Annotated in this window: 16 protein-coding genes; 11 read left to right on the plus strand and 5 right to left on the minus strand. The window is 36.0% G+C overall.

Annotation, left to right across the window (positions count from 1 at the left end; all coding sequences use genetic code 11):
* Positions 1–135 precede the first annotated feature (135 nt).
* The 3 genes from B9Y67_RS02360 to B9Y67_RS02370 form a co-directional block, all read right to left on the minus strand.
* Positions 136–954 (minus strand): ArdC family protein, encoded by an 819-nt coding sequence (locus B9Y67_RS02360; RefSeq protein ID WP_085505184.1) that lies wholly within the window; start codon positions 952–954, stop codon positions 136–138.
* A 640-nt stretch (positions 955–1,594) separates the two neighbouring features.
* Positions 1,595–1,822 (minus strand): hypothetical protein, encoded by a 228-nt coding sequence (locus tag B9Y67_RS02365; protein WP_085505185.1) that lies wholly within the window; start codon positions 1,820–1,822, stop codon positions 1,595–1,597.
* Complete coding sequence (locus B9Y67_RS02370; protein ID WP_085505186.1) at positions 1,815–2,414, minus strand: recombinase family protein; 600 nt, start codon at positions 2,412–2,414, stop codon at positions 1,815–1,817. The genes B9Y67_RS02365 and B9Y67_RS02370 overlap by 8 nt, the downstream gene beginning before the upstream one ends.
* 426 nt (positions 2,415–2,840) lie before the next feature.
* Between B9Y67_RS02370 and B9Y67_RS02375 the strand changes: the two genes are divergently transcribed.
* The 10 genes from B9Y67_RS02375 to B9Y67_RS21120 all read left to right on the plus strand — a co-directional run bounded on the left by B9Y67_RS02375 (position 2,841) and on the right by B9Y67_RS21120 (position 10,413).
* Positions 2,841–3,050 (plus strand): hypothetical protein, encoded by a 210-nt coding sequence (locus B9Y67_RS02375; RefSeq protein ID WP_085505187.1) that lies wholly within the window; start codon positions 2,841–2,843, stop codon positions 3,048–3,050.
* A gap of 180 nt (positions 3,051–3,230) precedes the next feature.
* Positions 3,231–3,509, plus strand: a complete 279-nt coding sequence (locus B9Y67_RS02380; RefSeq protein WP_085505188.1) for a hypothetical protein — start codon at positions 3,231–3,233, stop codon at positions 3,507–3,509.
* Between the two features lie 266 nt (positions 3,510–3,775).
* Complete coding sequence (locus B9Y67_RS02385; RefSeq protein WP_085505189.1) at positions 3,776–4,084, plus strand: DUF2089 family protein; 309 nt, start codon at positions 3,776–3,778, stop codon at positions 4,082–4,084.
* Positions 4,077–4,355, plus strand: coding sequence for a hypothetical protein (locus B9Y67_RS02390; protein ID WP_085505190.1), 279 nt, complete (start codon positions 4,077–4,079; stop codon positions 4,353–4,355). The genes B9Y67_RS02385 and B9Y67_RS02390 overlap by 8 nt, the downstream gene beginning before the upstream one ends.
* Positions 4,356–4,383: 28 nt before the next feature.
* On the plus strand, positions 4,384–5,073 hold the full coding sequence (locus tag B9Y67_RS02395) for an ABC transporter permease (RefSeq protein WP_085505191.1): 690 nt from the start codon (positions 4,384–4,386) through the stop codon (positions 5,071–5,073).
* Complete coding sequence (locus B9Y67_RS02400) at positions 5,073–6,002, plus strand: ABC transporter ATP-binding protein (protein WP_085505192.1); 930 nt, start codon at positions 5,073–5,075, stop codon at positions 6,000–6,002. Before B9Y67_RS02395 ends, B9Y67_RS02400 begins: the two co-directional genes overlap by 1 nt.
* Before the next feature lie 415 nt (positions 6,003–6,417).
* Entirely contained in the window at positions 6,418–7,095 is a 678-nt protein-coding gene (locus B9Y67_RS02410) for an MFS transporter (RefSeq protein ID WP_085505194.1), read from the plus strand.
* Between the two features lie 118 nt (positions 7,096–7,213).
* A complete protein-coding gene (gene istA / locus B9Y67_RS02415; protein WP_085505195.1) occupies positions 7,214–8,782 on the plus strand; it encodes an IS21 family transposase in 1,569 nt (522 codons plus the stop codon).
* A gap of 26 nt (positions 8,783–8,808) precedes the next feature.
* Complete coding sequence (gene istB, locus B9Y67_RS02420; protein ID WP_441007547.1) at positions 8,809–9,543, plus strand: IS21-like element helper ATPase IstB; 735 nt, start codon at positions 8,809–8,811, stop codon at positions 9,541–9,543.
* 672 nt (positions 9,544–10,215) lie between these two features.
* Positions 10,216–10,413, plus strand: coding sequence for a hypothetical protein (locus B9Y67_RS21120; RefSeq protein WP_369668735.1), 198 nt, complete (start codon positions 10,216–10,218; stop codon positions 10,411–10,413).
* 261 nt (positions 10,414–10,674) lie between these two features.
* Here B9Y67_RS21120 and B9Y67_RS02430 read toward each other — a convergent pair whose 3' ends face one another.
* Both B9Y67_RS02430 and B9Y67_RS02435 read right to left on the minus strand, forming a co-directional pair.
* A complete protein-coding gene (locus tag B9Y67_RS02430; protein WP_085505197.1) occupies positions 10,675–11,013 on the minus strand; it encodes a hypothetical protein in 339 nt (112 codons plus the stop codon).
* Between the two features lie 18 nt (positions 11,014–11,031).
* Positions 11,032–11,589: a hypothetical protein gene (locus B9Y67_RS02435; RefSeq protein WP_085505198.1), complete on the minus strand. Its 558-nt coding sequence runs from the start codon at positions 11,587–11,589 to the stop codon at positions 11,032–11,034.
* A gap of 467 nt (positions 11,590–12,056) precedes the next feature.
* Here B9Y67_RS02435 and B9Y67_RS02440 point away from each other — a divergent pair, with 467 nt between their 5' ends.
* Entirely contained in the window at positions 12,057–12,821 is a 765-nt protein-coding gene (locus B9Y67_RS02440) for an AAA family ATPase (protein WP_085505199.1), read from the plus strand.
* Positions 12,822–13,106: the final 285 nt, after the last annotated feature.

Below are 13,106 nucleotides of genomic sequence, written 5' to 3' on the forward strand. Positions count from 1 at the left end.
TTTAAAAAGGAACCTTTTGGAAGGTGAACCTGTCCTTCATAACTACCTAATGTCACATAAGAAATGGTTGTTTTTCGTACCATTTAAATTCCCCCTTTGTCCCCTGCATGTTCCATGCAGGGGCTTGTTTTTGGTTTATGAGAACTCCACGCCTAAGATATGGTCACTTGCTTTTTGCGCTTTCTGAGCCGCTTTTACGATCAGGGTTTTATCATCTTTAAGTTTTCGTAACCAGGAATGAATATAAGAAGCGCTATTATCGATTGTGTGATTTTCAATTCCGGTCACTCCACAAAGCATCGAAGCTCCTAATTCTGCGATTAATTCCTCTTTACTGTAATTTTCACTTCCGAAGCTGATTGTTCCCGTTACGCCTTCTCGATCTAGTCGATCTTTATTCCCTGTGCTGTGGACTATTTCATGAAATAAGGTGCTGTAATATTCGTTAATGTCTTGAAAGTCTTTCTTAGGTGGCACATTGACACGATCTTCAAAGGGGACATAATATGCACGACCACTTTGAAAGCTGTAAGATGGACCATTAAAATAATCTTTTTTTATCTTTTCAGCTTCTTCTATAGGGTCATGATCGAACGTTTCATAGGTTCGTTTTGTTTCTAATCCTTCTACTTGAGTTCCAATATTAAAAACACGATAATATCTCAGAAGTGGAATCTTTTTTTCTGTTTCTTCATCTTCCACTTTAAGCATCTTCCAGAACACGACAATCTGAGATTTTTCGCCTTTTTTGACTTTTCCTCCGGCTTCCTTGATTTGTTTAAAGGTCGCATATTCCCCACCATCTAAAAGCATAGTATTAATACCTCGATAAGCCTTTTGAGTCTTCCAATTCACCGCTATGCCATTGACCCAAGGTTTTCTCCAAGGAATGACCCCTTGCTCCAACTTCTCAATGATTTGATTGGTAATCATTTCATAGATTTTTTTACTCATGGTTTTTATCCTCCTTATTTTTCCTTTGGAACTCCGAAGAGAAGTTTGTTCCCCAAAAGGGGATTATTTTTCCCTTTTGCTATGGAGAATCTCACAACCCCTTATAGGAAAGCGTCAACTAAACCATGGAATACCGAACTGAAGGGAAGGCTATGCCGTGAAAGTTTATTGATGGTTTCCTAACCTTCTTAGCTTCCAATGGGGAAAGGCATACGGTTCCTGCCCCATTGGAAGGTTAGAAGATTCAAGGGCGTTGTACGATTCGGAGTGCAAAAGGAAAAATAACCAAAATAAAAAAGCAGACATATGTCTGCTTTCCTCTTGGAAACTTAGGTTTTTAGTTTTTGAACTTCGACTCGTTCGGTATGGCCGGAGGGTAAACGGATCAGGAACAAAACTACTTACGAAAACTTAGAAAATCTAAACATTTCACCTAAACATATAATTAAGATTGAGTTCAAAGCTATTCTAAATGAAGAGGAAGAACTAAAAAATGCTTCAATAGCTGATAAGGTGTATTTAGAAATGAAAGATCACAAAGGAAAGACTGTTAGGAAGTTATTAAACGAAATGGATTAGTGGGCCTACATTTTCACCGCAGCAATACAGAAAAGGCGGTAGGAGTACAAAAAACCACCTCCTACTGGTCCAATATTTCCTTATATAATTCCTTTGATTTTTCCGGCAGCCAAGAGTACCTCGTCGGATCTGAATAATACATTATAAATTGCTGCCTTTCTTTTTCTTCTACTTTCTTAACCATTGGGAGACAGTTTATACAGTAATAACGAATGACTTCTTTATTATTCCAACTTGCTAATGGATAGACTTCTGTCTTTTTAATACAGTAATTACAATTCTTATCCACCCTGGATGACTCCTTTTTGTTTCCTTTTGGCAAGCTCCCTATATAAAGAGCTTTTGCCTACATTAGTTATTTCCTCAATTTCCTTAATGGTATGTTCTCCAGCTTCATATAACTGTAAGGCCATTTTCATTCCAGCATGTTTTTCGGTATATTTTTTTGGTCTGCCCTCATACTTTCCATTTTCTTTTGCGATCTCAATCCCTTCACGCTGTCTCATTTTTATTAAATCACGTTCCAGCTGATTCACGCCGGCCATAATTGTAAGAAGAAATTCACTATAAGGATTATCACTTGATGTATCTAGCCATGTATCCTTTAAGCTTTTTAAAGTAGCTCCTTTTTCCTTTATATTTGCAACAAGTTTAAATAGGTCCTGTGTGCTCCTGCTGATCCTTGTTAAATCAACAACTATAATTTCATCTCTATATCCAATCACTTCTAACAACTCTTGAAGTTTTTCTCGCTCGGTGGTTGCACCACTTATTTTTTCTTTAAAGATATTTCCCTCCTGAATACCAGCCTCTTTTAGTTGTTTAATCTGCCGTCCTAAATTCTGCTCTTTAGTTGAAACTCTCGCATAACCGTATCTCATTTAAAAACACCCCATTTATAAGTTACTGTCCCATTCTTTTATAAGAATACCACTCACTTTCGGGAAAAGTCTATTGGGAATAGTCGAAGCTTATTGTTATGCTTAATTATTACCCTCGTAACCTTTCCCATTTAAGTAGACTTATTTGGGAAAGCATAGAAGGGAACTTTCAGGTGGACCAAGTATTCTTTTTTTGGGGTAGCGTCAGGAAAAAGTGTTCAAACATTATAAATTATTCGCTTTATCTCGAGACTGAGTCTTCCAGAATAGGGCAGGTTTGTGGAAGACTTGAATTCGAGATAACTGCTAAAATTGAAACGTTTTTTCCTATGTGAACGTATGGAGTGAGGAAGAGTATGACAAAAAACGGCAAGAAAGTTATTAGTGATTTTTCTTCCGCCCGGTTAATTGGAAAGGAGGAGAAGTATGGAAGTTTTTTTGATTAGTTTCTTTTCGGCAGTAATCATATTCATAACTGTTCATTCGATAATCAAGGTTTTAAGTATAGCCTTAAATAGAGATGAGATATCAAAACGAAAATATAAACTTATTATGGCTATATCAATTTTTATTGGAACTTTCGTAGCAGTAGTTTTACCTTTTGGATATCAAAGACTGTTTGATGCTATTATGTAAAGTATTACTACCGTGCATTATTAAGTAGAGTGATGAGAAAGGCGAACTATATGGATCTTGAAGGCGATTGTTCAATAAGCATTAGCCCTTTATTACATAAGCACAAGGAATATTAGGGGATTAATCTATTTAACTGACGGAGCAGTTTAATTGAATAAAAATTACAGAGGGAGACTAATTATGACAAAAAAGTATTGTTCAATATTATCAGTATCTTTTTTCATTTTGGCTGTTTTTCCACTACTAGCTGGTTTGACTGAATGGGGTAATGCACTATATGTTGCTGCAATTAATATAAGCATCTTTTTACCTTTGATATTAGGAGTTTTGGGCTTAATATTTGCTTTAACTGGGATTAAAGGCAAGGTCAAAATTAGCCTTGTTTTGATAAATGTCTTAGGGGTGCTTCTATCTACATTTTTAGTCTTTATTGCGATGTATGGTTTCCAACAAGCATAAAAGGATCATCTTCAACTGACGGGGCGTAAGTTAAAGATCTTATGAAAGATGTCTCGATACAATTATTCGATAATAGGGGGCGAGTCTTAAATAAAGATTCGCCCCCTATTGTGTTGTTGATATAGATGTTTTAAAAGGTCGTCTTGAATGTCTTAAATGAACAAAATTAATATATTTTTAAGTAATTTAATGAATAATTTTAAAAAATACTTTAACTTTATTTATGTTAGTGGTAATATATAGGTTGTGAAGGGTGGAGATGAAAAATGCCAAGTAATTATCTGCCTAAATGGCTTCTAGATCTAGATAGTGAAGATCTAGAGTTTATTAGGAAGTTTGTATTGTCTTCTGGTTCATTAAAGCAAATAGCTAAAAGTTATGATGTATCGTATCCGACTGTACGTACAAGGTTGGACAGATTAATTCAAAAAATTAATTTGAATCAAGATTTAGAAGGAGAGGGGTTTGTTAATTTTATAAAACAGTTAGCTATTGAAGATCGAATCAGCCTAGAGGAAGCAAAATTGATTATAGAGAAGTACAAAAGTGAAAAGGAGGAAGGAAAGAATGAATGAATTTGTAAGACTTATTTTAATTGTGTTCATACTTGGTTTTCAGTATTTTTTATCTTCCAGAAATAATTTTTATTGGGGTGGATTAATACCAGTGGCTTTCGTTATTACAATGGCATATTTCATTATAGCAGGGAATAGCGGAATGCTCAGCTCTTTGCTAATTACTCTAGTGGGTCTACTATTTTTGGTCGGAGAATGGAAAAAAGGAAGAAAAGATTTACAAAAGAAGAGGGAAAAAGAATTAAACAAAATGAGAACACAAGACATATAACCTATAAATGGAGAAGGTGGTAGAAACGATGTTTACAATACCTTTTAGAGAATTCACAAGTTTATTCAAAAGTATCCGCTCTATAATTATTATTGCTGTTCTTTTCGGGGTGACTATAGGAGCGGCTAAAATCATCAGTAATTTTCAGACACAGCTTCAAGAGCTCGGCATAGGTGATGATGCATACGCAGGTGCATTGATGGCACTATTACTTTTTGCTGCCCCACTTTTTGTAACGAGTTTAGCTCACAGTGTCGTGAATAAGGAAATGGCCTCCAGAACAGTAAGGTTCCTTGCAACGAAAACTTCAAGAGCAAATATCATATTAGGGAAATTCTTAGGCAATCTTTTTTTCTGGGCCATTTGTCTATTTCTCGCATTGCTTCTCATTATTCCTTTTTCAAACACATTTCATATTGTTGAGTGGTTTCAGATGGTCGTGTTCGTTTCTTATTTCATAGGACTTGCAGTTTTCTTATCGACTATCTTCCGCAGCCCTTCATTGACGATGTTTTTGGGTATCACTATTTCAATAGCATTACAGGTTCTTGGATTATGGAGCTTAGCGACAGAGAATGTATTCGTGAAAATGATCGGTTACATCACACCTTATTTCTATTACTCGCAAGACCAAACATATATGTCTTACATTGTTGTTCTATTCACTTTGATATTCGTAATACTCAGTTTATTGATATTTAGAAAGAGGGATTTATGATGTCAGCACTTACCACACGCAATTTAACTAAGAAATTCGGAAAAAAGACAGTTGTTAACGGAATCGATTTAACTGTAGATAAAAGCATGATTTTTGGGTTCCTTGGGAAAAACGGTGCTGGTAAATCCACATTCATCAATATGATTACCGGCCTAATGGAGCCTACTGACGGTTCTTTTGAAATTCTTGGACACATGGGAAAAGGTATAAGAGACATACAGCACAGAATCGGGGTTTTACCGGACTATTCTTCTTTCTATGACGACCTTACTGCTTTGGACCATCTGAAGTACTTTAGTAAGGTGATGAAGCTTTCAACGCCTAAGAAAGAAATGATCGATACACTGGAAAGAGTCGGTCTTGAAGACGCTATCCAAGTGAAGGCAAAAAACTTCTCTTTCGGAATGAAGAAGAAACTAGGTATTGCACAGGCGATAATAAATAAACCCGATATTTTGTTTTTAGATGAACCTACATCTGGTGTTGATGCTAATTCCATTCTAAGTATACATACATTGATTAATGAGATCGCGGCTACTGGTACTACGATTTTCTTAACATCACATAATTTAGATGAAGTTGAAAAGTTGTGTGATGAAGTTGCCATAATGAACAACGGAACGATACAAACCAAGGGAAATATGGAACAGTTAAGAGCTCATTATAAAAGAGATATTACCTTATATATAAAACACAGTTCTATTTTAGAAGGTTCAAGAGAAAAAATGGGTAAGGATCTGAGTGTTTGGGTGAATGATGTAAACCTAGGAGATACGTTATCAGAGATTTTAATTGAGGAAGAAAAGTTTATACCTGAAATCAATAAAATTTTTGTGATCAATAATATAAATGTGTACAGGTTAGAAGTCGATGAGCCATCTTTGGAAGAAATCTTTCTTAACTTGAATGAACAGAAGGATAGTGCCTAGTATATAGATGAAAAATAACTAATTATCTCGAAACTGAGTCTTCAAGTAACGGGGGCAATTCTTTAATATCTAGTGATTATGGTAAAAGGATTTAAGCTCAGTATGAAAGTGGGGCTAGTGGTAACGAGTGGCTGCATTGAGTTCTTGGGTATAATTTGAAATAATTGGTATGGATAATGGAGTTTTATATAGCTCATAAAACTCATAATGTATTACGCTTTCTGAGGGGTTCTTCCCATATGTTTCATCTAATGTTCGATAAGAATTTCAGCTCTTTTATTATTGCTCGTTTGGTACTTGATCTAGGTAAAAAGATATCCTGGATTGCTTTAGCGTGGTTTGTATATCAACAAACTAGTTCAGCTTCTGCCATTGGTTTCGTGATTACCTCAGCAACGATTGCCCCACTGATAGTATGGTCGTGGGAGTAATTCTTGATCAATATAACAGAAGAACTTTAATGGTGGTAGACAACCTTTGTAGAGGGATGTTACTTCTGCTTATTCCTCTTTTACATTGGAATGGTCTTTTGACATTATCCATTATTTTATTAATTGTCTTTATTAATGGTTTATTGTCAGCTTTTACTGATATAGGAAGCATTACTATTTTACCAGCTTTCGTATCTAAGAAAGAGTTAGAAAACGCTAATGCACTGTTAGCTATTGCTGGGCAAACAGGCTATTTAATAGGGCCGGCAGTAGGAGGTTTTCTAACTTCCTTTCTTGGTGCTTCAGTTACGCTGTTAGTTACGGTAGGATTCTTTTTAATGGCTTCCTTTCTTTACTTTCGTATTCCTGAAGAGGTATTCCACCAAGACAAATCTCGAATATTACATACGGATCCATGGAAAGAAAAGATTCAAAATATAATAACTGATTTAAGAGAAAGTTTTTCTTTTTTAAAAAGGCATAAAATATTGATGGTGATCGCAAGTGTAACCTTAGCTTTTAATGTCACCTATGCCCCATTAGAACCTGTACTCCCGGTCTTCGTGGGTGAATCCTTAAGTGGCGGTTCAAGCACCTTGGGATTAATTTGGTCCGTGTTTGCTGTAGGAGCACTGGCAGGTGTGACTGCTAAACTAAAGTAGACAGTTTCCGCTAGATTAGAAGAAACACTTATTTACCCAAATATACCAGTAAAATATATAGCTCTCCCATTGTATGATATTTAAGATTATACAGACATCAATGGAGGGCGCAGAAAAGGTGGATAAGTGGGAAATGTATATGGAGATTCAACAGTTAATTAAGCAAGGGTTTAGTAAATCGAAGGTGGCGGAAAAGTTGGGGGTATCAAGATCAACGGTGTACCGCAACCTGCAGAAGTCTCCTTCGGAGATGGCCGAATGGGTAGAAAGTATAAAAACGAGAGAGAAAAAGTTAGATCCTTACAAAGCGTTAATTTTATCCTGGCTGAGAGAACATCCTGATATGTCGGCAGCACAAGTGCAAGATTGGTTACAGGAAAGGTATGAATCACTGGAGATTGGCGAGAGCACAGTTCGTGCCTACGTTAGAGAATTACGTACTGAATATAGAATAGAGAAAGAGACTCTACCACGGAATTATGAAGCTATTCCTGACCAGCCAATGGGAGAACAAATGCAGGTTGATTTTGGTCATACAAAACAAAGAACACCTGACAATCAAGAGGTGAAGCTGAGCTTTATCGCATTTGTTTTATCTAACTCGAGATACAAATATAAAAAATGGTTAGACAGACCTTTCACTACCCAGGATGTGATGGAAGCACATGAAGATGCTTTTCGGTGGTATGGCGGAATCCCAAGAGAAATCGTTTATGATCAGGATAATTTAATCGTGGTCAGTGAAAATGGTGGGGATCTTATCTTAACGAAAGAGTTTCAACATTATAAGGAAACCAGGCGTTTAAACCTTCGGGTTTGTAGAAAAGCTGACCCAGAAAGTAAGGGGAAAATTGAAAATGTGGTTGGCTTTATCAAGCATAACTTTGCGAGACATAGAGTGTATCACAACATTGATTCCTGGAATGAGCAGGGTTGGCAGTGGCTAAACCGAACAGGGAACTATAAAATCCACAACACAACAAAAAAAAGACCGGTCGAAGTGTTCTCCTTGGAAAAGCAACACTTGAGACCAGTCACAGAAAAATTAACAATCAAAAACAATTATGAAAATAGTATAACAAGAAGCGTCCATAAGGACAATACAATTCGTTATTTGTCGAATCGGTATTCTCTTCCACTGGGAACATTCCATAAATATGATACCGTCGGTATCAAAGAAACGGAAGACAAACAACTATTCATCTATATTACCGATACAGGAGAATTGATTGCAAAACACACTATTCCTGAAGGAAAAGGCCAATTAGTGAAGGATAGAAGCCATTCGCGCGATCGGACAAAAGGCATCAATGCATTTATGGATACGGTTGCGAAACGATTTGAAGAGGTGGATTCCGCATACGACTATCTTAGTATCATCCGGCAAAACTACCCTCGGTATATTAGAGATCAGCTGCAGATTATTTTAAAGCAGACAAAGGAGAACAATGGGGCAATCTTATCAGCAGCACTGAAAGAATGTGTGAAAAGAAATCTTTATAGTGCGACAGATTTTAGCGATATCGTTTCATACATCAAACGACAACGCCAAGTTGATGGTACAGTAACCGATAACGCCCGGGCTGTATCATCAATAAATAAGATTTCAGGCTGGCTCATGGATACGGAAGCCCAAAAGAGAACAGTAAATGCTTATACTGAAATATTGGAGGGTGAGTCTAATTGAGTCAGCTGAATCAATTACAAGATTTGATGAAAACCCTCCGCCTGACCGAAACAGCTAACCATCTTCCTACACTCTTAAGAGAAGCTGAGCAAAAGGACGCATCCTTTACTCAGTTTCTCCTGGATGTGGCAACCTATGAACAAAAGCGCAGAGAAGAAAAGCTATTAGAGAAACGGTTTAAATGGGCGACGTTCCCGTTTTTCAGCACTCTGGAAGAATACGATTTAAAAGAACAGAAAGCATTAAGTTCAAAGAAACTAAATCAGTTAAAGGACTTAACGTGGATGGAGCAGCTATATAATATTATTTTCCTTGGACCGCCAGGTGTCGGCAAAACCCACCTATCGATTGGGCTGGGCATAGAGGCTCTCAACCAAGGATATAAAGTGATTTTTACTACGATGGGTGATCTCATTCATGTATTAAAGACTGAAGAAATCACAAGGAAATCGAAAACAAGAATGAAGAGAATACGAGAAGCAGATCTAGTTATCATTGACGATTTAATGTTTATGGCAATGGACAAACAGGAAGCCAATATGTTTTTTCATTTGATCAATGATCTGTACAATCAAACATCGATTATATTAACGTCCAATAAAGGTCCTAAAGAATGGGGTGAATTATTAGGAGATCAGGCAATTACAACCGCGATTTTAGATCGTATATTACATCGAGTGGAAATCATTCATTTAAATGAAGACAGTTGGCGTATGAAGCATCGAAAAACCATATTTGGGCAGCAAAGTGTTTCAAATTAACAAGCAGAAATTGTGTCATTTTACTTGACGGTCACAGCAGGTTCATTTATATGGGTGCGTCTGAAATTTAATGTTTACTACTCTTATTCACTTGGGATTGTCATTTGCTTATGGGGAGTGGCTCCGCTAGTGATGAGCCAGCTTACCAATGAGGTTGTTATCTACTGTATTATGTTCTTAGGTTGAATGGTGTACGCGCCTTATAACATTGTAGAACCCACGCTGGAACAAAAGTTAGTGCCCGATGAAATACGTGGGAGAGTGTTAGGAGTACTAGGAATGATCGCAGGCGTTGGTTTTCCAGTGGGGACATTTTTAGGCGGCTTATTAAGGGATTGGATAGGCGCCTCTAATACCGTATTCATATCAGGTTTTTTTACCATCACTTTAGGTTTAGTTGTATTTAGGAATAAATCTCTTCGAATTACTCCGCACAATCTAAATTAGGTTCGTAATGTCTCGACATCGAGTCTTCATGAAACGGGGGCAATCGTTTAATAAGGATGATCACTAAAGGGGTGGTTTACTTTAATAAATGGAGATGGAATACACTATGAGATGTCTTTGTAAACAACAGGAAACAAATGAATTAAGGGAGCAGACCCTATTTGGTGTAATCGGTGTAATTGTAACCTTGACATAGAAGAGATTTCAATTAAATACGATTTGAAGTTGGAGTTAATAAAATGGATTGGGAAGTATGGTGTATGGATTGATTGGGACAAAGATGGAATAGTACCTAATGCCGTTGAACTTGAAGAAGAGCATAATAAAGAAGGATTGAAACTAACAGAAAAAGTACAGAAAGAACTTGAAGGAAAGTATAAAGTTTCATTTTCACCTTCGACATTTGCAAAGACATATAAATAGAATACAGTCACCCTTATTGTATTAACGGTGCTAAAGTAAAGATTTCTCAAAATATTTCTCGAATTCGAGTATTACAGAAACGGGGCGATAGCTGAAGATAGTATAGTTGATCTTCAGCTTTTTCTCTTATTTTTAAAACAAGTAGGATAGTGGAAGATTTAACTTCAAGAAAATTTGATAAATGGATAAATATACTAATTAATTTCGAAATCCCAAAAAAAAGATCTTTACAAACTATGTAAAGATCTAAAAACTAAATAATTACTTATATGATTCTAAGATTTCTAAGCTCTTTTCTTTAAATAAACCCGAGACTACAAGCGATTTAACAATAGAAATTATGTTAGTCCTATTAAAGATCGGGTTAATTTTTATTGCTTTTTGTTCCAAAGCAAAGTTATTACCATCGTAATTTTGAATAAGGTTTGTAAGTTCTCTCAAATCTTTTTTTGATAAATCATACGTAACTACTGTTTCATGTATAGTAGGCTCTTTCATTTTATCGTCATGTAGTAATCCCACAAGTGTAAGGAGACTGCGGTTGTGAAACTTTAATTTCTCTATTTCAGCTAATAATTCTTTATACTGGCTATTTTCCATTATGTTCTATTTCCTTTCTTACAGTAGGAATGCATCTATTGCCCACGCTATATTTCGAGCATAGAAAGTTGGAACCCCAGCAGAGAGGAGAGATTGATAAATCTCACCATGAATCATTGTACTTGCGTCATCTATAGCATCCGCAATCTTACCGGAATTCTTTTTCACGTACTTCGCTGTACTGTCACTAACTACATCCAAAACAGTACTTAAGGCTTTACCTCCATATCGAAAAGCATAGACGATAGCTGTTTTCTTTAATCCTTGAACTTGTACCTGGCTTTCTATTTTGTAGAAAGAAAGATTAGTTTGAGGATTGGTTATTAAAGAAACTACATAACCTTCAGGAACCTCCACAATACCTTCTTTGTATGGTAAGACCAAAGCAAACGTTGATGTTTCTCTTAACTTATCTGAAATAGTTTTTTCATCATAAGCAATACCCTCTTTCTGTTGTTCAACATTTACTGAGGGATTGTTGTCATGTTCTTCAGCAGAAACGACGTTTGTTAAGCTTGGAGAAAATCCAGAAAAAATAATACTTGCACTGATTAAAGAAATCATAGGCTTTTTCATACTACATACTTCCCAAAAATGTAAAATACTTCCTAATAGTAACTTTATTCCTTTTTAAATGCAACATCTAATTCTATGAATTCTCATTTTTAATTAAACTAATAAACTTTATAAAATGTTACCATTAGGCTATTGTCATATAGTGGTATATTATTTTATTTTGAATATATTTGGCAATTAAGAAATATGTAGGAAATGGCAATCGGCAATATAAGAGTTGAATTATATTTATTCTTTGCCTGAGTAACTTGACATGGGGCCTATGTGGCTAAGTGATCCTTGCAGTGTAGCCAGTAAGGTCATGCAGGGCTACACAGTCTATCTTAACCACTTGTCCAGGGTTATGCAGGAATTGATGTATAGCCCTGATTGCAGAAAACTACAAATTTAAAATCTATAGCTTTGAGCGAATTTCTATTAAGTAGTTGATTTCTTTAGGAAGTAAATAAGAGTGAGGGGGTTGCAGAGTGATATTGAATAAAGACAATCAGTACCTTAAAAGACTAAACCTAAAAACAGAAAGTATAAATTCATATGAGGCTTTTCCATTTAATTTATCTGTTATTAGGAATTTTAAAGAATTGCTATTTCATCCTAATGTTACCTATATTATCGGAGAGAACGGAATGGGTAAGTCAACACTGTTAGAAGGTATTGCCATTAAGTTTGGCTTTAATCCCGAGGGTGGAACTCTCAATTTTAATTTTTCCAATTATGATTCTCACTCTATCTTAGAACAATATTTACTATTGTCCAAGGGGGCTAGTAAGGCAAGAGATAATTTTTTCTTTAGAGCTGAAACTTTTTACAATTTAGCTACGAATATTGAAGAGTTAGATAGAGCCCCGTCTTTTGGTCCAAAAATTGTTGATTCATTTGGTGGAGATTCATTACATGAACAATCACACGGGGAATCTTTTTTTGCAGCATTTACTAACCGTTTTCAAGGTAACGGTCTATACATCTTAGATGAACCAGAAGCTGCTTTATCTCCTTTAAGACAAATGTCTATGCTTTCACGAATACATGAACTTGTTAATAAAGGTTCTCAATTTATAATATCTACCCATTCTCCAATAATCATGGCTTATCCAAATTCAAAAATTATTCAACTTAGTGAAGAAGGAATGAAAGAGACAAAATTAGAGAACACCGATCACTACAATATAATGAAGCAATTTTTTGAAGACAAGGATCGGCTATTACATCACCTTTTTGAACAAGACAGTTAATTGATATCTAATAAATAATGAAAGATCTTTTGAACTATCTTGAATTCGAGTCTTCAAGTAAAGGGGGCGCGCGACAAGTTCTGCTATAAGCGCTTTCTGGCGTGAAAGGCAGGAAGTTTATTTTAATAAACTTCAACGGTACAACGGAGGATGGGAATGAAGGATCCATGTTTCCCGAAACCATCCCGTCAACACTCCTGCATGCGTTAAGACGGGCAGGTCTTAGGGTGTGAAGCACAGGTAGATTGGGCAGAACGAAGGCTGAAGCCATATCTAAGGTATGCC

Source organism: Thalassobacillus devorans, from assembly GCF_900176565.1.
Lineage (GTDB): Bacteria > Bacillota > Bacilli > Bacillales > Halobacillaceae > Thalassobacillus > Thalassobacillus devorans_A.